General features: G+C 67.6%; 16 protein-coding genes. 7 read left to right on the top strand and 9 right to left on the bottom strand.

Annotated elements, in window-relative coordinates:
- Window positions 1-92 precede the first annotated feature (92 nt).
- Entirely contained in the window at window positions 93-1,631 is a 1,539-nt protein-coding gene (locus tag AC1RWI_RS05900; protein WP_492865247.1) for an acetolactate synthase large subunit, read from the top strand.
- 483 nt (window positions 1,632-2,114) lie between these two features.
- On the opposite strand, the gene AC1RWI_RS05905 is transcribed toward AC1RWI_RS05900, so the two are convergent.
- Window positions 2,115-3,242: an acyl-CoA dehydrogenase family protein gene (locus AC1RWI_RS05905; RefSeq protein WP_492865154.1), complete on the bottom strand. Its 1,128-nt coding sequence runs from the start codon at window positions 3,240-3,242 to the stop codon at window positions 2,115-2,117.
- 25 nt (window positions 3,243-3,267) lie between these two features.
- Window positions 3,268-4,476 carry an acyl-CoA dehydrogenase family protein gene (locus tag AC1RWI_RS05910; protein ID WP_492865156.1) on the bottom strand — a complete coding sequence of 403 codons (1,209 nt, stop codon included), beginning with the start codon at window positions 4,474-4,476 and terminating at the stop codon, window positions 3,268-3,270.
- Between the two features lie 279 nt (window positions 4,477-4,755).
- Between AC1RWI_RS05910 and AC1RWI_RS05915 the strand changes: the two genes are divergently transcribed.
- The 3 genes from AC1RWI_RS05915 to AC1RWI_RS05925 all read left to right on the top strand — a co-directional run bounded on the left by AC1RWI_RS05915 (window position 4,756) and on the right by AC1RWI_RS05925 (window position 8,469).
- Window positions 4,756-5,736, top strand: coding sequence for a tripartite tricarboxylate transporter substrate binding protein (locus tag AC1RWI_RS05915; protein ID WP_043357257.1), 981 nt, complete (start codon window positions 4,756-4,758; stop codon window positions 5,734-5,736).
- 100 nt (window positions 5,737-5,836) lie between these two features.
- Window positions 5,837-7,381, top strand: a complete 1,545-nt coding sequence (locus AC1RWI_RS05920; RefSeq protein WP_492865158.1) for a class I adenylate-forming enzyme family protein — start codon at window positions 5,837-5,839, stop codon at window positions 7,379-7,381.
- A 125-nt stretch (window positions 7,382-7,506) separates the two neighbouring features.
- The gene (locus AC1RWI_RS05925; RefSeq protein ID WP_492865160.1) at window positions 7,507-8,469 is read left to right on the top strand and encodes a Bug family tripartite tricarboxylate transporter substrate binding protein; all 963 of its coding nucleotides are present in this window, start codon (window positions 7,507-7,509) and stop codon (window positions 8,467-8,469) included.
- A gap of 70 nt (window positions 8,470-8,539) precedes the next feature.
- Here AC1RWI_RS05925 and AC1RWI_RS05930 read toward each other — a convergent pair whose 3' ends face one another.
- From AC1RWI_RS05930 to AC1RWI_RS05960, 7 genes are all read right to left on the bottom strand, one after another.
- Window positions 8,540-9,055, bottom strand: a complete 516-nt coding sequence (locus AC1RWI_RS05930) for a MaoC family dehydratase (RefSeq protein ID WP_492865162.1) — start codon at window positions 9,053-9,055, stop codon at window positions 8,540-8,542.
- A 106-nt stretch (window positions 9,056-9,161) separates the two neighbouring features.
- Window positions 9,162-10,136 (bottom strand): tripartite tricarboxylate transporter substrate binding protein, encoded by a 975-nt coding sequence (locus AC1RWI_RS05935; protein WP_492865164.1) that lies wholly within the window; start codon window positions 10,134-10,136, stop codon window positions 9,162-9,164.
- 85 nt (window positions 10,137-10,221) lie between these two features.
- On the bottom strand, window positions 10,222-11,076 hold the full coding sequence (locus AC1RWI_RS05940) for an HTD2 family dehydratase (protein WP_492865166.1): 855 nt from the start codon (window positions 11,074-11,076) through the stop codon (window positions 10,222-10,224).
- Entirely contained in the window at window positions 11,073-11,951 is an 879-nt protein-coding gene (locus tag AC1RWI_RS05945; protein ID WP_492865168.1) for an HpcH/HpaI aldolase/citrate lyase family protein, read from the bottom strand. Before AC1RWI_RS05945 ends, AC1RWI_RS05940 begins: the two co-directional genes overlap by 4 nt.
- A 28-nt stretch (window positions 11,952-11,979) precedes the next feature.
- Window positions 11,980-13,362 (bottom strand): MmgE/PrpD family protein, encoded by a 1,383-nt coding sequence (locus AC1RWI_RS05950; RefSeq protein ID WP_043357242.1) that lies wholly within the window; start codon window positions 13,360-13,362, stop codon window positions 11,980-11,982.
- A 145-nt stretch (window positions 13,363-13,507) separates the two neighbouring features.
- Window positions 13,508-14,707 (bottom strand): CaiB/BaiF CoA transferase family protein, encoded by a 1,200-nt coding sequence (locus tag AC1RWI_RS05955; protein ID WP_043357240.1) that lies wholly within the window; start codon window positions 14,705-14,707, stop codon window positions 13,508-13,510.
- Between the two features lie 11 nt (window positions 14,708-14,718).
- On the bottom strand, window positions 14,719-15,888 hold the full coding sequence (locus AC1RWI_RS05960; RefSeq protein ID WP_043357238.1) for an acyl-CoA dehydrogenase family protein: 1,170 nt from the start codon (window positions 15,886-15,888) through the stop codon (window positions 14,719-14,721).
- A gap of 452 nt (window positions 15,889-16,340) precedes the next feature.
- Here AC1RWI_RS05960 and AC1RWI_RS05965 point away from each other — a divergent pair, with 452 nt between their 5' ends.
- The 3 genes from AC1RWI_RS05965 to AC1RWI_RS05975 all read left to right on the top strand — a co-directional run bounded on the left by AC1RWI_RS05965 (window position 16,341) and on the right by AC1RWI_RS05975 (window position 20,202).
- Window positions 16,341-17,312, top strand: coding sequence for a tripartite tricarboxylate transporter substrate-binding protein (locus AC1RWI_RS05965; protein WP_052495334.1), 972 nt, complete (start codon window positions 16,341-16,343; stop codon window positions 17,310-17,312).
- Between the two features lie 128 nt (window positions 17,313-17,440).
- Window positions 17,441-18,874 carry a TldD/PmbA family protein gene (locus AC1RWI_RS05970; RefSeq protein WP_492865171.1) on the top strand — a complete coding sequence of 478 codons (1,434 nt, stop codon included), beginning with the start codon at window positions 17,441-17,443 and terminating at the stop codon, window positions 18,872-18,874.
- Window positions 18,874-20,202, top strand: a complete 1,329-nt coding sequence (locus AC1RWI_RS05975) for a TldD/PmbA family protein (RefSeq protein ID WP_492865173.1) — start codon at window positions 18,874-18,876, stop codon at window positions 20,200-20,202. The genes AC1RWI_RS05970 and AC1RWI_RS05975 overlap by 1 nt, the downstream gene beginning before the upstream one ends.
- Window positions 20,203-20,208: the final 6 nt, after the last annotated feature.

The following is a 20,208-nucleotide window of genomic DNA, read 5'->3' on the forward strand; positions in this document are numbered from 1 at the left end:
CCCCAATCCGCCAACCGGAAATGAACGAGATGCCGAATACCGACCGCAACCAAGGTAGCCACGCAACCCAGGGCAACAACGGGCAGAGCGAGATGAACGGCGCCGAGAGCCTGGTCAAGACGCTGCTGGCTTGCGGCGTGGACACCTGCTTTGCCAATCCCGGCACCAGCGAAATGCACTTCGTGGCCGCGCTCGACCGCATTCCCGGCATGCGTTGCGTGCTCGGCCTGTTCGAGGGCGTGGTGACCGGCGCGGCCGATGGCTACGCGCGCATGGCCGACAAGCCGGCCGCCACGCTGCTGCACTGCGGCCCGGGCCTGGCCAATGGCCTGGCCAACCTGCATAACGCGCGCCGCGCGCAGACACCGGTGATCAACATCGTGGGCGACCAGGCCACCTATCACCGTCCGTTCGACGCGCCGCTGACGGCCGATACCGAAGGCTGGGCGCGCCCCGTCTCGGTCTGGACCCGTACCGCCACGGATGCCGCATCGGTCGGCGCCGATGCCGCCACGGCCGTGCAGGCCGCGTGCGCCGCCCCCGGTGGGGTCGCCAGCCTGATCCTGCCCTCGGATGTCTGCTGGGATGCCGGCGGCAAGGTAGGCGTGCCGCTGGCGCCGTTGCCGGTGCCCAAGGTCTCGCCCGACGCCGTCCAGCAAGCTGCACGCCTGCTGCGCTCGGGCCAGCCCACGCTGATCGTGCTGGCCGGCACCGCGCTGCGCGAGGTGCCGCTGGCCGATGCGCACCGCATCGCCGCTGCCACCGATGCGCGCCTGATCACGCCGATGTCCAACGCCCGCGTGTCGCGCGGCCGAGGTCGTTTCAACGTGGATCGCGTGCCCTATTCCGGCGACGTGGCGCGGGACAAGCTGGCGGGCATCCGCAACGTCATCCTGGTGGGCGCGCCGCCGCCAGTGACGTTCTTCGCCTATCCGGGCAAGTCGCCGCGCCCCTATCCGGAAGACGCTGAGATCCATGTGCTGGCACGTCCGGAACAAGATCTGGCCGAAGCGCTGGCGCGTCTTGCCGACGAGCTTGGCGCCCCCTCGGTGTCGGTGCCGGCTTCGGTCGCGCCGCGTGGAATCGCCAAGGGCGAGGTGACCTCCGAGGCGGTCGCGCAAACGCTGACGGCGCTGCTGCCGGAGCAGGCCATCGTGGTGGAAGAGAGCGTGAGCTTTGGGCGTGCGTTTTATCCGGGGACCGTGCATGCCGCGCCGCATGACTGGCTGCAACTGACTGGCGGTGCTATCGGCGATGGGCTGCCGCTGGCCACTGGCGCCGCGGTTGCCGCGCCAGGGCGCCGGGTGGTTGCGCTGCAGGCCGATGGCTCGGGGATGTACACGCTGCAATCGCTGTGGACGATGGCGCGCGAGAAGCTTGATGTCACCGTGGTGATTCTGGCTAATCGCAAGTACGCGATCTTGCTGGGCGAGCTGGCTGGGGTCGGGGCCAATCCGGGCAAGACTGCGCTTGATATGCTGGATATCGGCAATCCGGATCTTGACTGGGTGCAGCTGGCCAATGGGATGGGGGTGGAGGCTGCGCGGGCTGAGGATATGGAGCGGTTTGCTGAGTTGTTTGGGATGGCTAATGGTCGGCGGGGGCCGTTTGTTATTGAGTTGGTGATTTGAGGTGGGGGGGGTAGGTTAGTGGTCCCAACTGCAGCTGCAACTGCAACTGCAACTGCTTAACGTCAAGGGCAACTTCAACTGCAGTTTCACCACCCCTGCGGGGCGGCGACCTACTTTCTTGTCTTGCCAAGAAAGTAGGCAAAGAAGGCGCGCCGGATGGGGCGACTACCCCCCGGGATCCCACGAAAAGAGCGGCCGGGACCCAAACTCGCATCGCCTTAAGGCGATACTCAGACATGGGTCCCTCTTTTCCGCTCTTTTCGCCGAATCCCGAGGCGCCCCATACGGCCTTGGCACACCTTCACGGCTCGCTTCGCATCGCGCTTGGGTGTTTCCCGCCTGACTGGCGGGAGACACGGCTACACCGAATCGAGGTTCTGACTCTCCCGCTGGTTGGCGCCCCTCTCCCACTTGTGTGAGAGGGGCCGGGGGAGAGGGCGGGCGCTCGCAGTGTCGCGCTCGCTCGTATGCCCGGCCCGGGCTTTACGCGGCCATCACCTCGCCATACCGCTGCACATGGAAATCGCTGTCGCCCAGCAACGGGTCGATCATCGTCAGCCGCTTGAAGTAATCCCCAACCTCCAGTTCGTCCGTCATGCCCATGCCGCCGTGCAGCTGCACGGCTTGCTGGCCGACGAGGCGGCCGGCCTTGGCGACCGTGACCTTGGCGGCGCTGAGCATGCGGCGGCGTTGGGCGGGGTCGGTTTCGTCCAGGGCTTGCGCTGCCACGTAGGCCATCGACAACGCCAGTTCCTTTTGCACGAGCATATCGGCCATGCGGTGCTGCAGCGCCTGGAACACCGCTAGTGGCTTGCCGAACTGCTGCCGCGTGCGCAGGTACTCGGCGGTGATCTCGATCAGTTTTTCCATGGCGCCGGCGGCTTCGGCGCATAGCGCGGCAATGCCGTGGTCGATGCCGTGGAGCAGGGCGGGCAGGCCGTCGGCTGCGTTTCCGATCATGGTGCCGGCGTCCACGGTGACGTTCTGCAGGGCGAGGTCGGCGGCGCGCAGGCTGTCCATGGTGGGATAGCCGCGCACGGTGAGGCCGGCGGCATTGCCGGGTACCAGGAACAGGGCCAGCTCGTTACTGTCGGCGACGCGCGCGGTGAGCAGGAAGGCGTCGGCGGCTTCGCCGTGCCAGGCCAGGCTCTTGTGGCCGTTCAGGACGTAGCCGTCGCCCTTGCGCTCGGCGCTGGCGCTTGCGGTCTCGGGGCGGTAGCGCGTGGTGGGTTCCAGGTAGGCGAGGGTGACCACGCGTTCGCCGGCGGCGATGGCGGGCAGCCAATCGTTTTTCTGGGCGTCGCTGCCGTAGGCGCTGAGCACGGCGGTGGCCATCACCGCGGTGGGCGTGACCGGTTCCAGCACCAGGCCACGGCCCAGTTCGCGCTGCACCACCAGCTGGCTGGCGGCGCTTTCGCCGAAGCCGCCGTATTCGCCGGGCACGGTCAGGCCGAGCACGCCCATTTCGGCTAGCTGCGCCCAGGTGGCGCGGTTGAGGCTGCCGCCGCCGCGGGCGCTCTTGCGGCGTTTATCGAAGGTGTATTCGGTATCGATGAAGCGGCGCAGGCTGTCCGCCAGCATCTGCTGTTCTTCGCTGTAGTTGAAGTCCATGACTGTGCTTGTTCCGTCTGTGCTCTCAGAAACCGAGGATCATCTTGGAGATGATGTTCTTCTGTACTTCGGTAGTGCCGCCGTAGATCGATGTCTTGCGCATGTCGAAATACGTGGACGCGGCGGGCGCGGCCCAGGCCGGGGCGTGCAGCGGTGCGTCGGCGGGCGGCGCTTCGCCGGCTTCGAGCCAGCGCGGGGAGTATGGCCAGGCACTGGGGCCGGCCACTTCCATCTGCAGCATGGCGAGGTCCTGCTGGATCTCGGAGCCACGGATCTTGACGATGGAGGCTTCCGGGCCGGGGCCGCGGCCGGCGTCTTGCGTGGCTACGCGCAGCAGCAGCATTTCCAGCGCCATGATGTCCATCTCGATGCGCGCGATCTTGTCGCGCATGCGCACGTCGTCGATCAGCGGGCGGCCCGCGCCGTCGGTGGCTTGCGCGGCGTAGTGCTTGAGCTGGCGCAGCTCGCGGTTGCAGTGGCCGATGCCGGCAATGCCGGTGCGCTCGTGGCCGAGCAGGTACTTGGCATAGGTCCAGCCGCGGTTTTCTTCTCCCAGCAGGTTGCCCGCTGGCACTTCCACATCCTCGAACCACACCTCGTTGACGTCGTGGCCGCCGTCCAGCGTGACGATGGGGCGCACGGTCACGCCCGGCGTCTTCATGTCGATCAGCAGCATCGAGATGCCTTCCTGCGGCTTGGACTCGCTGTCGGTGCGCACCAGGCAGAAGATCCAGTTGGCGAAGTGCGCCATCGTCGTCCAGGTCTTCTGGCCGTTGACGATATAGCGGTCGCCCTGGCGCACAGCGCGCGTCTTGAGCGAGGCCAGGTCGGAGCCGGAGCCGGGCTCGGAGTAGCCCTGGCACCAGAAGTCCTCCACCGTGGGGATGCGCGGCAGGAAGCGTTCCTTGTGCTCCTGGCTGGCGTACTTCATCAGCACCGGGCCGATCATGGTCAGGCCGAAGGGCAGCAGGCGCGGCGCGCCCGCACGGAATGCCTCGATCTCGAAGATCAGGCGCTGCAGCGCGTTCCAGCCCGTGCCGCCCCATTCCTTGGGCCAGGTCGGTGCGCCCCAGCCCCGCGCATGCAGGATACGGTGCCAGCGCACATAGTCATCCTTCTCCACGCGCTGGTGAGCCAGCACCTTGTCGCGGATATCCGCGGGCAGGCTGGCCTGCACGAAACTCCGAACTTCTTCGCGGAACGCTTGTTCCGCCGCGCTGAAACGCAGGTCCATCTGTTTGTCCCCTCGGTTGGGAAGGCGGGCCGCCACCGGCCGCCGTTTTGAGTCGTTGCCGGGATTTTATGGGTGGCGGGGCGTTCGGTTCTTCCGCAATGGCAAAGCCGTCCTTCCGCGCTTGCGAACCGATGGCCAGCGCAAGCCAGCCGCCTGCAAGCGCCCATGCCAAGCAGAACACGGCCTTAGCCAAATCCAAATGGCATGCGGCCGACGCCTGCCGCACACTGGCGCAGTGCCGTCGCAGCACAAGAACAATTCACGCCGAGGAGACAGGCGATGCACCGCTGGACCATACGTTGCACCCGATGGCTTGCCCTATGCGGCTGGCTGGCGGCCACGGCGAGCGCATTCGCCGCTTATCCCGACAAGCCCGTCCGGCTGGTGGTGCCTTTCCCGCCGGGCGGCGCCACCGACCTGCTCGCGCGTGAAGTCAGCCATGCACTTTCCGTGCGGCTCGGCCAGTCGGTAGTGATCGAGAACCGGCCCGGCGCGGGCGGCAACATCGCCGCCGTGGCGGTGGCGCGCGCGCCGGCCGATGGCTATACCTTGCTGTTCGGCACCTTTGGCTCGCTGGCCGTCAACAAGAGCCTGTACGACAAGCCGGGCTACGACCCGCTCAAGGATTTCGCGCCGGTGGCCTCCGTGGCCTACCTGCCCAACGTGCTGGTGGTCCATCCCTCCGTCCCGGCCCGCAACGTGGCCGAGCTGCTGGCGCTTGCACGGCGCGAGCCCGGCAAGCTGACCTACGGCTCCTTTGGCAACGGCTCGTCGTCGCACCTGGCCGGCGAGCTCTTCACCCACATGGCGGGCGTGCGCATCGACCACGTGCCGTACAAGGGCAGCGCCCCGGCCATGACGGACCTGATCGGCGGGCGCCTGACCATGATGTTCGACAGCATCTCCACCGCCTTGCCATACGTGCGGGATGGCCGCGTGCGCGCGCTGGCGGTGACCACCGCCAAGCCGTCCGAGCAGCTGCCCGGCGTGCCGACGCTGGCCGCTGCCGGTGTGCCCGGCTATGAACTCACCGCGTGGTTCGGCGTAGTGGCGCCGGCCAATACCCCGGCCGCCATTGTCGATCGCCTCAATGCCGAGATCGTGGCGTCGCTCGCGCAGCCCGAGCTGGCGGCGCGGCTGGCCAGCCAGGGCACGGTGCCCTTTCCTTCGACGCCGGCGCAGTTCGGCACCTATATGCGCACCCAGTACCAGAAGTGGGACGGCCTGATCAAGTCAGCGAACATCCATCTGGATCAGTGAGTTCGCCGTTTCAGCCATTCCCAGTCATTCCAAGCCATTCCAAGCCATTCCCAGGCGTCGCAACAGCCAGTCCGGTTCCAACCTAATCATCACTTGCACCATGTCCTCTTTCCGCCCCGAGTTCATCCACGACATCCCCCGGCACTGGGCCGAGCAATCGCCCCATGCGCCTTGCCTGCATGAGGCCAGCGGGGTGCTTAGCTACGGCACGCTGTGGCAGCGCATCACCGCCACGCGCGACTGGCTTGCCGCGCAGGGCGTGGGGCAGGGCGACCGCGTGATGGTGGTGGGCGAGAACTGCGCCGAGATGGTGGTGATGCTGTTTGCATGCAGTGCGCTGCACGCGTGGCCGATCCAGGTCAACGCACGGCTCTCGCCGCGCGAGATCGATGGCATCCGCGAGCATGCGCAGCCGTTGTTGACGTTCTTTACCGGTCATGTCTCCGATGTGGCGGCGGCGCATGCCAGGCGGCTCGGCGCACAGCCCACCGATTGCGTGGCGCTCGATCCCGGCCTCGCCAGCCTGCGTGCCGCGGAGGCGCCGCCGCGCGTGAGCGCCGCCGAGGCGCGAGACGTGGCCACGCTGATCTATACCTCCGGCACCACCGGCGCGCCCAAGGGCGTGATGGTGCCGCACGCCGGCCTGACCATCTTCGCGCGGATCTCGGCGACCTCGCGCCATCTCGGTCCCGACGACATTGCCTACGGCGCGCTGCCGCTGTCGCATATCTTCGGCATTGCCACCGTGCTGATGGCCACGCTGTACGCGGGCGCCAGCCTGGTGATGCGCCCGCGCTTCGATGCGGCGGACGTGTTCGCCGCGCTGGAGTCCCCCGGCGTCACCATGCTGCAAGGCGTGCCCACCATGTTTACGCGCATCATGGCGGTGGCGCGGGAGTCGTCGCTGGAGAGCGGCGCCGCTGCGTTTCCCCGCCTGCGTTATCTCTATACCGGCGGCGCGCCGCTGGACCCGACCCTCAAGCGCGACACCGAGGCATGGTTCGGCCAGCCGCTGCATCACGGCTACGGCATCACCGAATATGCCGGTTCGCTGTTCATCACCCGCATGGACGCGCCACGCGCCGATTGCTCCGCCGGCTACATCGTCGAAGGCGTGGAGATCAACATCACCAACGAACAGGGCGAGCCGATGCCCGCGGGCGAACGCGGCCAGATCCGCGTGCGCGGACCAGGCGTGATGCGCGGCTATTTCCGCAACGCGGAGCAGACCGCCGAGGCGCTGCTGCCGGGCGGCTGGCTCAACACGGGAGATCTCGGCTTGCTTGGTGAAGACGGCGCACTGTTTATCGTGGGCCGCTCCAAGGACCTGATCATCCGCTCGGGGTTCAACGTCTACCCGATCGAGGTGGAATCCGTCATCAACGCCTTCCCCGGCGTGCGCCAGTCCGCCGTGGTCGGGCGCGCTGCCGCCGATGGCAACGAAGAAGTCGTGGCCTTTATCGAAACGCAGCCGGGCGCGAAGCTGGACACCGCTGCCCTGGAGGCCTACCTGCGGGAGAGCCTGGCGCCGTACAAGCGGCCCGCGCAGATTCGCGTGATCGAGACCATTCCCACCACCGCCAGCGGCAAGCTCTTGAAGCAGCCGCTGCGCGCCATGCTGGACGGCACTGCCGTAGCGGCATGACCCCCGGCGGCGGCTGATTCCATGAACTCGCCGCCGCCAGCGCTTCGCCGCGGGTCGAAGCGCTCTCGCCGCCAGCGCGCCCGCACGCCGGGGCACTGGCAAGACGCACAATCAGGAGGAGACAGATGAAACGATGGATGATGGCCGGCATGCTGCTGGCCTTGGCGCAAGGCGCCGCAATGGCGGACAACTATCCGGCGCGCCCGGTGAAGCTGATCGTGGGCTATGCCCCGGGCGGCCCGGTCGATACCGCCGCGCGCATCTACGCCGACTACCTGGGCCGCACGCTCAAGCAGCCGGTGGTGGTGGACAACCGCGCCGGCGCCAGCGGCGCCATTGCCGCGGACCTGACGGCAAAGGCAACGCCGGACGGCTACACGCTGTATTTCGTGGCCAGCCCCACCATGACCATGACGCCGCTGATCCAGAAGTCGGTGAACTTCAATCCCACCAAGGATTTCACCTATATCGGCCTGATCACCGATTACACCAACGTGTTGCTGATCAACAAGGATTTCCCCGCCAAGGATGTCACCGAGCTGGTCGAGTACGCGCGCAAGCATCCGGAAGGCGTCAGCTTCGGCTCGGCCGGCGTGGGCGCGTCCAACCATTTGTCCGCCGAGCTGCTCGCGCAGATGGGCGGGGTGAAGATGCTGCACGTACCCTACAAGGGCAACTCGCCGGCGATGGCCGATGTGATCGGTGGCAAGGTGACCTTCATGTTCGACATCACCGGCACTGCCATCGGCCATATCCAGGGGGGCAAGGTGCGCGCGCTGGCGGTGACGTCGAAGACGCGCAACGCGGCGCTGCCGACCGTGCCGACCATGATCGAGTCCGGCATGAAGAACTATGACCTGACCGGCTGGTACGCGCTGATCGGCCCGCAGAAACTGCCCGCCGATGTGGTGGACAAGCTGGTCAAGGCGCAGAAGTCGATCGGCGACGATCCTGCCTTCAAGCAGCGCATGACGCAGGGCGGCTACGATCTCGATATCACTGGCCCGAAACCGCTGGGCGAGCGCATTCAGCGCGAATTGAAGCTGTGGGGCGGGGTGGTGAAGACGGCGAATATCCAGGTGGATTGAGGCCGGATGGCTCCCCCTCTCCAATTTGTGAGAGAGGGGGCGCGGCTTATGCGTTTGCGCGCAGCGCCGTTCAGGCGCCCGGTGCGCGCCTGCGCAGCAGGTAACGCTGCAAGCCGTCGAGCACCAGCACGCCGTGCTGGTTATGCACCGTCGAGCGCAAGGTCAGCACGCCGGTGGTGCGGTTCGGCGCGAGTTCGCTGACTTCCAGCGTGCTGTACAGCGTATCGCCCACGTAGACCGGATGCAGGAAACGGCTGCTCTGGTCGAGAAACCCCTTCAGCGATTCCTCCACCATATGCGGAAACAGGCCGGCGCCCGCCGCCGTCTGGATCAGCACCTGGTAGCCGTGCGCCAGCATGTGCGGCATGCCGTGGGCGCGGCAGTACTCTGCGTCGTAATGCACCGGGTGGTTGTCGCCGCTGGCCAGCTGGAAGGCGGCGAACAGTGCCTCGGTCATGGTGCGCGAGGGCGGCACGAAGCGCTCACCGGGCACAAAATCTTCGAAATAACGTTGTTCGCACATGCGGTGGCCGCGCGGGTCGAAGCGGGTCGCTTCGGGGTTCGCTGTGGATGGCTGGATGGTCATCGGTGGGTGTGGGGGTTGGTGGCGCGAGGCAGCGCGCCGGCAGAACAAACCACGCTGCGTCATGGCCTGGCGCAGCGCGGGTGCAGGGCCAATCCGGTCAATCCGGTCAATCCGGCTTGATGCCCAGCCGCTCCACCAGCGCCTTCTCCTGCGTGATCTGCTGCAGGGCAAAGCGGGTGTAGCCGGCGCTGTCCAGGTACATCAGGTCCTGGTCCTGCTGCTTGAGCGCGGCCAGATGCTGGGGATCTTCCGCGGCGCGCCGCAGCGCAGCCTCCAGGATGCTGACCACCTTGGGGTCCATGCCCTTTGGCCCGGCCACGCCGTAGGGCGAGTTCGAGACGATGTCATAGCCGAGCTCGCGCAGCGTGGGCGCGTCGGGCCAGCGCGGCGAGCGCTGCGCCGTCCACAGATTCAGCCAGCGCAACTTGCCCGCATCGACCAGCGTGCCGGCCGCGCTGCCGGCGGCGCAGAGCTGCACATGGTTGCCCATCAGCGAGTTCAGGCAGTCGGCATCGCCCTTGAAGGGCACGTGGTTGACGGTGAGGTTCTCCCTGGTCACCAGCTCGATCATGGTGATGTGCGGCGAGCTGTACTGGCCCGGCGAGCCGTAGCTTACGGTGCCCGGCCGGGCGCGCGCGTCGCGCAGGAAATCGCTCCAGGTCTTCCACGGGGAATTGGCCGGCACCACTACGCCAAAGGTATAGCCAGTGATGCGCGAGAGGTAGGTGAAGTCACGTGCCGGGTCAAAGGCGGTCTTCTGGATGAAGGGCTGGCGGAACACGGTGACCGGCATCATCGACAGCGTGTAGCCATCGGGTTTCGCTTGCCGCAGGGCAAGCGCGCCCATGGTGCCGGCCACGCCCGGCTTGTTGTCCACCACCACGGTTTGCCCAAGGGACCTCTGCAAGGCCACGGCAAACTGACGGACTACCACGTCGGTGGTGCCGCCCGGCGCATAGGGCACGATCAGCGTGACCGGGCGGGTGGGATAGGTGGGAGCGGACTGCGCCTGGACAAGCGTGGCGCAGCCTAGAACGATAGCGGCGCCAGCTACGCGCCATGGATTGCGGACTGCATGCATCGGAAGTCTCCTCTTGTTGTCGTTCCCTTCGTTCCCGATGTTGTCGTTGTGATCGTCGTGATCGTCGTTGCTGTCCTTGCGCGGGTCAGTTCTCAACCACGGCCCATGCGTCCATCGCCTGGCCCCCGGCATCATCGCCGGTCCACAAGATGATCTTGCCTGGCGTGCTGGCATCGGCCGCGCCGCCCACTGTCACCGTGTCGTGATCGAATATCGGGGCCAGCCCGCGGAACCCGAAACGGCGTACCGTGGCGCCGGGCATCTCGCGCGCCAGCAGGTCCAGCGTGAGCATCGCCTGCAGCGGGCCGTGCACGACCAGGCCGGGGTAGCCTTCCACGTCGCGCACGTAGTCGTGGTCGTAGTGGATGCGGTGGCCATTGAAGGTGAGCGCGGAGAAACGGAACAGCATCACAGGGTCGGCGCGCAATTGGCGCTGCCATTGCGCCTGGTGCGCCAGGCGCGCACGCGCGGGCAGTGGCTGCCCCGGCTCCGGCATGGCGCGATAGACCAGGTCGTGGCGCTCGGTCAGCACGACCTCGCCCTTGACGGTGAGCACATGCTCCACGGTGACAAACCACAGTTCTCCACTGCGCCCGCTCTTGTGCTCGACATTGCGGATGGTGGATGTGCGCGTCACCGTATCCCCCACGCGCAGCGGCTTGTGGAAATCCAGTTCGCCGCCGGCCCACATGCGGCGCGGCAGCGGCACCGGCGGCATGAAGCCGCCCAGCGCCGGGTGGCCGTCCTGGCCAAGCTCGCGCTGGGGCGCGCGCGGCAGGAAGTAGAGCCAATGCCACAGCGGCGGCAGCGGGCCGCGCGCCAGCGCGTCGCCGTCGAGGTCGAGCGTGGCCGCGAGGCCGATCACGGGTTCCGGGGCGAGCGTCTCGGTGCGGCTTTCACTGCGGCCGATCCAGGTGCGCAGGGTTTCGAGTTGGGTCATGGCTGGGCGATTGCGGGTTCGGCGCCGGTTGGCGCGGCCAGCGCGAGCATGCGCCGGGCTTGTTCGATGACGGGGCGGTCGACCATCTTGCCGTCGACCTGCACGGCGTGGCTGCCGCTGGCGGTGGCGTCCAGCACGCGCTGCGCCCAGTCCAGCTGCTCGGCCGTGGGCAGGAAGCCCGCGCGCACCGCGGCAAGCTGGGCCGGATGAATGCACAGCTTGGCGGCAAAGCCGAGGGCGCGCGCGTGCGCGACATCGTCGGCCAGCACGGCTTCGTCCTTGAGCGCGGTGGTGACGCCATCCACGGGCGGCGGCAGGCCGGCCACGCGTGAAGCCAGCACAATGCGCGAGCGCGCCATCAGCAACGCTTCGCGGGTATGGGCGCAACCCAGGTCCACGGCGAAGTCCAGCGAGCCAAAGGCCAGCCGCGACACGCCTTGCGCGGTGGCGACCGCATCGATGCCGTGCAGGCCGCACGCGCTCTCGATGATCGCTACCAGGCGGCCCTGCGGGTTGGCCTGCGCCAGCGCCAGGGCGATCTCGCCAAGCGCGGCCGGGTCTTCTGCCTTGGGCACCAGCAAGCCGGCCAGCGGCGCGCCGGGCGGCAGGGCGCGCAGCCATGCCATGTCGGCGGCAAAGGCCGGCGAGCTGGCGTCGTTGATGCGCACATAGGCCCGCGTCTGCGTGCCGCGTTCCAGCAGCCACGCGGCAATGGCCGTGCGCGCGGCCGGCTTGGCGTGCGGATGCACGGCGTCCTCGAGATCGAGGATCAGCGCATCGGGCGCGGCGGCTGCGGCTTTGTCGAAGCGTTCGGGCCGGTCGCCCGGCACGAACAGATAGGTAATGGCGGTGGTGGCGGTGGTGACGTCGGACATGAAGCGAGTCTCGGTAAGATTGGCCGCGTTATTTCGCGACGGGCAGCCAGTCGTTGACGCTCGCCTGCTTCTCCAGCGCCCACACGCGGGCAATGATGGCGCGCATCTCGGCCTCGCTTGCGCCGTGGCGAAACGCGCCCAGCTGCAGCGCCTTGGCCTCGAGCTCCGGGCGCGACAGCGTATTGCCCGGATCGCCCTTGGGCACGTCCACGCGGCCCGCCAGCGTGCGGCCGTCGGTGGTCCTGACCGTGACGCGGCCGATCCACTGGCGCGGATACGCGGCATTGATCTCGTCGTCCAGCTCCATCTCCACCTTGTCGCGCAAGGCGGCCACCTTCGCGTCTTGCAGCGCGTGGTCCTCGAATTCGCCCAGGCCGGCGTGCGCATGCACGGCGACCAGGCCCAGCACGGTGCCCATGGAGAACTTGGCCTGGTGGATGGTCTTGGGATCGGTCACGGGGCCGAGCACATCGATGGCGCCCTGGTGCACGTGCGCGGTCACGCTGGCGATCTGGTCCGCGCTGATCTTCTCGCGCAGCATCAGGTCCTTGAGCGCATCAGCCGCCGGGTGCGTGTGACGGCACGAGGCGAAGAACTTGAACGAGGTCTCGGCGGTGGCCCAGCGCTTGCCCAGGCCGTCGGTCAGGGCGGCGGGGTTGGCGTCGCTGGACATGCCGGCGGCCATGCCCTGCGGGCCTTCGAGGATGCGCTTCGCGCCGGTAAAGCCAGCGCGTGCGATCCAGGCGGACATCAGGCCGTCGGCAGCTGCCTTGGCGGTGTGCAGTTGCTTGGAGTCCGCGGCGTCGCGCAGGAATTCCCACAGGCCCGCGGCCTGCGTGCCGGCCGAGCCGAGCGCCTGGTTGATGCCCTCAGCGTCCATGCCATACAGCTTGGCGACAGCGGCCGCTGCCGCCAGCGTGCCGACGGTGCCGGTGGTGTGGAACACGCGATAGTGCGAGCGGCCCATGAATTCGCCGATGCGGATGCCCGCCTCGTAACCGGCGATGGACGCCAGCAGTACTTCGGCGCCGCTCTTGCCTTCGGCCTGCGCGGCAGCGATCACGGCGGGGAACACCACGGCGGCGGGGTGCAGCACCGAGCCGTTATGCACGTCGTCCTGCTCCACCACGTGCGAGGAAGCGCCGTTGATCAGCGCGGCAAAGTACGGCGAGGTGCGGCGGCGATCGACCAGGACTTCCGCGGGACCCTGCTGCGGGCCCATGGCGGCGGCGAACTCCTGCAGCTTGCGCACGGCGGGCGCATCCTTGCCGGCAATGGCGGAGGCAATCCAGTCGAGGAACAGGTCCTTGGTGCGCTCCACCACGTCGGCGGGCACGTCGGCCAGCGTGAAGCGGGCCAGGAATTCGCACAGCTGGCGGGTGGGGTAGGTGTGGTCAGTGGCTTGGCTCATGCCGGCTCCGGGCGGTGTTCTGGGGTGGTGGTCTGTCTTTCTGTTCCTGCCCCTCTCCCGCAAGCGGGAGAGGGGAGCCACGTCTGCGCGACATTGTGCGCAGGCGCTACGCCTGCGCGTTGGCGTCATGGCTTCGCGCGGTCGTTCAAATCGTCTTGCTGTGCGTCATCCTGGCAATCTCGTCCGCGCCGTAGCCCAGCTCCGCCAGGATGGCCGCGCTATGCGCACCCAGCGCCGGGACGTCGCCCATCACCGGTTCCACGCCCGACAGGTTGGCCGGCGGCAGCAACGCCCCGATGGGGCCGCCGGGGCTGGCCACTTCGCGCCAGCGTCCGCGTGCAGCCAGTTGCGGGTGGTTCCACACGGCCTCGATATCGTTCATGGGCGCGTTGGCGATCTGCGCGTCGTCCAGCAGCGCTTCGACCTGCGTCACCGTCATCGGCGCGAAACGCGCTTCGATCAGCGCGGTCAGCTCGGTGCGGTTCTTGACGCGCCCCGAGTTGGAGGCGAAGCGCTCGTCCTTGAGCAGCTCTGGCTGCGCCAGCACCTTGTTGCAGAAGGCCTGCCATTCACGCTCGTTCTGCAGCCCGAAGATCACGCTGCCGCCGTCGCCGGTACGGTGCACGCCATACGGCGCGATGGCCGGGTGCGACGCGCCGAATCGCGCTGGCGCGTTGCCGCCGTAGTGGCCGAAGTACAGCGCGTAGTTCATCCACTCGGTCAGCGCCTCCAGCATGGTCACCTCCACGCGCAGGCCCTGGCCGGTGCGGCCGCGCTGCAGCAGCGCGGATAGGATGCCGCTATAGGCATACATGCCGGCCGCGATGTCGGCGATGGAGATCCCCGCGCGCGATGGCTCATCCGCGCTGCCGGTGATGCCGATCAGGCCTGCGGCCGCCTGGATCAGCAGGTCGTACGCCTTCTTGTCGCGATAGGGGCCGGCGTCTCCGTAGCCAGAAATATCGCAGACGATCAGCTTGCCGTAGCGCGGGTGCAGCGTGTCGAAATCCAGCCCCATGCGTGCAGCCGCGCCGGGCGCGAGGTTCTGCACCAGCACGTCCGCATCGGCCAGCAGGCGGTGCAGCACGGCTTGCGCCTCGTCCTGCTTGAGATCGAGCGTCAGGCTCTCCTTGCCGCGGTTGAGCCAGACGAAGTGCGAAGCCTGGCCATGGACGGTCTCATCGTAGCCACGCGCGAAATCGCCCACGCCGGGGCGTTCCACCTTGACCACGCGGGCGCCGAGGTCGGCCAGCTGGCGGGTTGCGAACGGCGCGGCCACGGCGTGTTCGAGGGAGACGACGCGGATGCCATCGAGCGGGCGGATACCCTGGTGCGAAGCAAGCATGGGGGCAGCCCTCAGAATGAACGCGGCAGCTCGAGCACATGCTCGGCCACATACGACAGGATCAGGTTGGTGGAGATCGGCGCGACCTGGTACAGGCGCGTCTCGCGGAACTTGCGCTCGATGTCGTATTCGGCGGCAAAGCCGAAGCCGCCGTGCGTCTGCAGGCAGACGTTGGCCGCTTCCCACGACGCATCGGCCGCGAGCAGCTTGGAGATGTTGGCTTCCTTGCCGCAGGGCTTGCCGGCATCGAACAGCGCGGCGGCCTTGTAGCGCATCAGGCTGGCCGCTTCCACGTTCACATAGGCACGCGCGATGGGGAACTGGATGCCCTGGTTCTGGCCGATCGGGCGGTCGAACACGATGCGCTCGCGCGCATAGCTGCTGGCGCGCTCGATGAACCAGTAGCCATCGCCCACGCACTCGGAGGCGATCAGGATGCGCTCGGCGTTCAGGCCGTCCAGGATGTACTTGAGGCCCTTGCCTTCCTCGCCGATCAGGTTCTCGGCGGGGATTTCCAGGTTGTCGAAGAACAGTTCGTTGGTCTCGTGGTTGACCATGTTGCGGATCGGCCGCACCGTCAGGCCCTTGCCGATGGCCTCGCGCAGGTCCACCACGAACACCGACAATCCCTCCGACTTGCGCTTGACCTGGTCAAGCGGCGTGGTGCGTGCCAGCAGCAGCATCAGGTCCGAGTGCTGCACGCGCGAGATCCACACCTTCTGGCCGTTGATGACGTAGCGGTCGCCCTTCTTCACCGCCGTGGTCTTGAGCTTGGTGGTATCGGTGCCGGTGGTGGGCTCGGTCACCGCCATCGACTGCATGCGCAGCTCGCCCGAGGCAATGCCCGGCAGCCAGCGCTGCTTCTGCTCGGCCGAGCCGTGGCGCAGCAGGCAGCCCATCACATACATCTGGCCGTGGCAGGCCCCGGAATTGCCGCCGGTACGGTTGATCTCTTCCATGATGACGGAGGCTGCCGTCAGCGGCAGGCCCGAGCCGCCGTATTCCTCGGGGATCAGGGCGGACAGCCAGCCGGCCTTGGTCAGCGCCTGCACGAACTCTTCGGGGAAGGCGTTCTGCTCTTCCACGCGTTGCCAGTAGGCGGAATCGAAGCCGGTGCACAGGGCACGCACGGCTTCGCGGATGTCGGGATACGGCTGGTCGTGCGATTGGTCTGCGAACATGAAAAGGGGCCCCGGTATGGACGTTATATGGACTTGATGGGATTTAGCTTGCGGCCATTATTCCCGAGGGCCTGCCGTGCGGTAATTCGGATTTGCGAAAGAGCGGCTTAGCGCCCCCGGAAGCAGGCCGGGCGGGCACGGCGCCGGGTGTGCGCGGCGCCGCACGGACTTGACGGCGCCCTGAGGCTTCTGGCCGGCTTTGCCCACCCTTAGGGAAATCCGTATTGCATATACGTCGCTTTATGGCCACGCTTGCCGGAAACGATAACGCGATCACGCCACGCAGCCGCACAGGCCGCACAGGCCGCACAGGCGGGCGCCAGCTGGCATAACCCGGTCAATCCACCACGATGGAGACAAAAGACATGGCAGGCAGCAAGCAGCAGCGGCACAGGCAGGCCGGCAGCGAATACGCGGCGCAGGCGAAGCGGGCCCAGGCGCCATGGCGCTGGATGGCGCTCGCCGCGCTGGGCGTGGCGGCAGCACTCACCGCGCCCGCCCCGGCGCGCGCCGCCGATGCCTACCCCACCAGGCCGATCACCATGGTGGTTCCCTTTGCCGCGGGCGGCCCCACCGACGTGGTGGCGCGCACCATGGCCGCAGCCATGTCCAAGACCCTGGGCCAGAGCGTGGTGGTGGAAAACCGGCTCGGCGCCGGCGGCACCGTCTCCGCCGCCTACGTGGCCAAGGCCGCGCCGGACGGCTACACCATCCTGATCCACCACAACGGCATGGCCACCGCGCCGGCGCTGTACAGCAAGCTCCCCTACAAGCCGCTGACGGATTTCAGCTTTGTCGGCCAGGTCGCCGACGTGCCCATGACCCTGCTCGGCCGTCATGACTTGCCAGCCAGGACATTGCCTGAGCTGATCGCCTACATTCGCCAGAACCAGGGCAAGGTCAACCTGGCCAATGCCGGGCTGGGCGCGGTCTCGCAGCTGTGCGGCATGCTGTTCCAGAAGGCCATCGGCGTGGAGCTCACTGCCATTCCCTACCAGGGCACCGCGCCCGCGATGACAGCCCTGCTGGGCAGCCAGGTGGATATCCTGTGCGACCAGACCACCCAGACCTTGCCGCATATCAAGGCCGACAAGGTCAAGCTCTACGGCGTCACCACCAGCACGCGCATCAAGGCCTTGCCTGACACCGCCACGCTGGCCGAGAGTGGGCTCAAGGGCTTCGAGGTCAAGGTCTGGCATGGCATCTATGCCCCGCATGGCACGCCGCCTGCGGTCATCGACCGGCTCAACGGCGCCTTGCGCACCGCCTTGAAGGATCCGGCGGTGGCGGCGCGGCTGGCGGACCTGGGCGCCGAGATCGTGCCGCAGGACAAGCAGACGCCGGAAGGGCTGCGCACCTGGCTGCAGTCGGAGATCGAGAAATGGTCGCCGATCATCAAGGCAGCAGGGGTGAAGGCGGATTGAGCGCAGGGCGCGGGATCGCCGCGGCGCAAAGATAGTAAGATTTCCGGATCCATGCGCCAGCGCTGGCCCATCGGCTGAAGCTGATCGCGCCAGCGCTGGCTCTTTCACTACGGATCCGGGAGGCCTCTTTGTTCGATCGCGCCAGACAGCACTTCGCCGCGCTAACCACCCGCGCCGGGTTTCACTCGCTGCGCCTCGTGCGCCAGACCGGCGAGCATTGCATGATGCGGCGCGGCGTCGCCGAGCCGCCGTCCTTCATGCAGGACATGGGCGCCATGCTCAGCGTGCGCCTGGATGGCGTGGAGGCCTACGCCGCCACCAGCGATCTCAGCATGGCCGGCTTGCAGCGCGCGCTCGACAGCGCCGAGGCACTCGCCCGGCGGATCGCCGGGCGTGGCCTGGTCGACCTGCGTGGGCTGGAGCCGCCGCAAGGCCAGGCCCGCTACGAATCCCCTGGCTTGCATGGCGCGTTTCCCGGGCTGGCCGAGCGCTTCGCCTTGCTGGCGGCGGTGTCCGCCAGCGTGCCCGCCGATCCGCGGCTGGTGAACTGGCTGGTTTATCTCGATCACCAGCGCCATGAGCAGCTCTACCTGAATAGCGCAGGCGCCGAACAATGGCAGGCGCTGCGCTTTGTCTATCCCGGCATCAGCGTGACCGCCTTCGACGGCAGCGACAGCCAGACCCGCAGCTTCGGCGGCTTCGGCAGCGGCCAGCAGGGCGGGGCGGAGGTCATCGCGCGGCTCGGCTTCGCTGACGCCGCAGCGCGGGTGGCGGACGAAGCCTTGCAGCTGCTGCTGGCGCCTAATGCGCCGAGCGGCCCGACCGACTTGTTGCTGATGCCGGACCAGATGATGCTGCAGATCCACGAATCCATCGGCCATCCGCTGGAACTGGATCGCATCCTCGGCGATGAACGCAATTACGCAGGCACCAGCTTTATCGGGCTGGAGGACTTCGGCCGCTACCAGTACGGCTCGGACCTGCTCAATATCAGCTTCGACCCGGGCATTCCTGAGGAACTGGCCAGCTACGGCCACGATGACGAAGGCCAGCCCGCGCAGAAGGCATTCTTGATCCGCGATGGCCTGCTGCTGCGCCCGCTGGGCGGCGCGCTGTCGCAATGGCGCAGCGGGCTGCCGGGCGTGGCAAACAGCCGGGCCTGCAACTGGAACCGCCCGCCCATCGATCGCATGGCCAACCTCAACCTGGAGCCGGGCGACCGCACCATGGCGCAACTTGTCGGCGGCATCGAACGCGGCATCCTGATGTCGTCCAACCGTTCGTGGTCCATCGACGATGCGCGCAACAAATTCCAGTTCGGCTGCGAATGGGGGCGCCTGATCGAGGACGGCGAGCTCAGGGGCGTGGTCAAGAACCCGAACTATCGCGGCGTTTCCGCGAATTTCTGGCGCAGCCTGGCCGCCGTTGGCGATGCCAGTACCTTCGAGGTGCACGGCACGCCTTACTGCGGCAAGGGTGAGCCCAACCAGGTGGTGCGCGTCGGCCACGCTTCGCCGGCCTGCGTGTTCAAGCAAGTGGAAGTCTTTGGAGGTGCCGCGTGATGACGGATGCGCAGTCGTTGTTTGCGGCGCTGGCCGAGGATGTGCGCAAGGCGCTGGGAGAGGGCGAAGCCTTCACGCTGTGGTACAGCGCGGAGGCGTCCGAGTTCATCCGCTTCAACCGCGCGAGGGTGCGCCAGGCCGGACAGGTGCGGCAGGCCACGGCCCGGCTCCAGCTGATCCGCGACGAGCGCCACGCCAATATCGGCGTCGCGCTGTCGGGCGATCCCGCAACCGATCAGCAGCGCCTCGCCGACGGCTTGCTGCAGTTGCGCGAGGCCATCGGCCAGTTGCAGCCGGACCCCTACCTGATGCTGGAGCGCGCGCCCTGGCAGCGCACGCTGGCCGATGCGGCCGCACCGCCGGACACCGCCGAAGTGCTCGCGCAGATAGAAGAGGCCGCGCATGGGCTCGACCTGGTCGGCATTTATGCCGCCGGCCCGCTCTACCGTGGCTTCGCCAGCAGCTTCGGCGCTTTCGGCTGGCATGCCGCGCAGGGCTTCCATTTTGACTGGAGCCTGTTTCACGAGAGCGGCCAGGCCGTGAAGGCCGACTACGCGGGCTCGCGCTGGGACGCTGCCGAGTTCGCCAGCCGCTTTGCCCAGGCGCGCCGGCAACTGGAGCACCTGGGCAAGCCGCAGCGCGTGCTGCCGCCCGGCGACTACCGGGCCTACCTGGCCCCCGCCGCCCTCGACGAAGTGCTCGGCATGTGTTCCTGGGGCGGCTTCTCGGCCCGTGCGCTGGCGCAGAAGGAAAGCCCGCTGCAGCGGCTGTACGATGGCGGCGCCCGGCTTAGCCACTTGCTTGACCTGGACGAACGCGCAAGCGGCACGCTGGCTCCGGCCTTCGGCCCGGAAGGCATTCCACGCAGCGACGTGACGCTCGTGCAGGCGGGGCTGCCTGCGGGCCGCCTGGTCTACCCCCGCAGTGCGCGCGAGTACGATCTCGCGGCCAATTCCGCAAGTGCCGGTGAGGCGCCACAGTCCCTTGCCATGGCGGCTGGCAAGCTTGCGCAGGACGACGTGCTCGCGGCGCTCGGCACGGGCCTCTATATAGGTAACCTCTGGTATCTCAACTGGTCCGATGCGCCAGCAGCCCGCATGACCGGCATGACGCGCTTCGCCACCTTCTGGGTGGAAGATGGCCGCATCCAGGCGCCGCTTGGCACGATGCGCTTTGACGATAGCATCTACAGCTTCCTGGGCGAGCACCTTGAGGCGCTGACCAGCGAGCGGCAGTTGCGCGTGTCGAGCAATACCTATGGCGAGCGGCAGACCGATTCGGCGCTGTTGCCAGGTGCGCTGACCGGAAAACTAACGTTGACGCTCTGAGCGAAT

The organism is Cupriavidus sp. MPR-AND1C (assembly GCF_058809705.1).

Excerpts from the sequence above, each read along its gene's own strand:
- AC1RWI_RS05920 (WP_492865158.1), top strand. The coding sequence starts at position 5,837 with ATGTCCTCTTTCCGCCCCGAGTTCATCCACGACATCCCCCGGCACTGG.
- AC1RWI_RS05975 (WP_492865173.1), top strand. The coding sequence starts at position 18,874 with ATGACGGATGCGCAGTCGTTGTTTGCGGCGCTGGCCGAGGATGTGCGC.
- AC1RWI_RS05915 (WP_043357257.1), top strand. The coding sequence starts at position 4,756 with ATGCACCGCTGGACCATACGTTGCACCCGATGGCTTGCCCTATGCGGC.
- AC1RWI_RS05900 (WP_492865247.1), top strand. The coding sequence starts at position 93 with ATGAACGGCGCCGAGAGCCTGGTCAAGACGCTGCTGGCTTGCGGCGTG.
- AC1RWI_RS05940 (WP_492865166.1), bottom strand. The coding sequence starts at position 11,076 with ATGACCCAACTCGAAACCCTGCGCACCTGGATCGGCCGCAGTGAAAGC.
- AC1RWI_RS05905 (WP_492865154.1), bottom strand. The coding sequence starts at position 3,242 with ATGGACTTCAACTACAGCGAAGAACAGCAGATGCTGGCGGACAGCCTG.
- AC1RWI_RS05910 (WP_492865156.1), bottom strand. The coding sequence starts at position 4,476 with ATGGACCTGCGTTTCAGCGCGGCGGAACAAGCGTTCCGCGAAGAAGTT.
- AC1RWI_RS05965 (WP_052495334.1), top strand. The coding sequence starts at position 16,341 with ATGGCGCTCGCCGCGCTGGGCGTGGCGGCAGCACTCACCGCGCCCGCC.
- AC1RWI_RS05945 (WP_492865168.1), bottom strand. The coding sequence starts at position 11,951 with ATGTCCGACGTCACCACCGCCACCACCGCCATTACCTATCTGTTCGTG.
- AC1RWI_RS05930 (WP_492865162.1), bottom strand. The coding sequence starts at position 9,055 with ATGACCATCCAGCCATCCACAGCGAACCCCGAAGCGACCCGCTTCGAC.
- AC1RWI_RS05950 (WP_043357242.1), bottom strand. The coding sequence starts at position 13,362 with ATGAGCCAAGCCACTGACCACACCTACCCCACCCGCCAGCTGTGCGAA.
- AC1RWI_RS05935 (WP_492865164.1), bottom strand. The coding sequence starts at position 10,136 with ATGCATGCAGTCCGCAATCCATGGCGCGTAGCTGGCGCCGCTATCGTT.
- AC1RWI_RS05925 (WP_492865160.1), top strand. The coding sequence starts at position 7,507 with ATGAAACGATGGATGATGGCCGGCATGCTGCTGGCCTTGGCGCAAGGC.
- AC1RWI_RS05960 (WP_043357238.1), bottom strand. The coding sequence starts at position 15,888 with ATGTTCGCAGACCAATCGCACGACCAGCCGTATCCCGACATCCGCGAA.
- AC1RWI_RS05955 (WP_043357240.1), bottom strand. The coding sequence starts at position 14,707 with ATGCTTGCTTCGCACCAGGGTATCCGCCCGCTCGATGGCATCCGCGTC.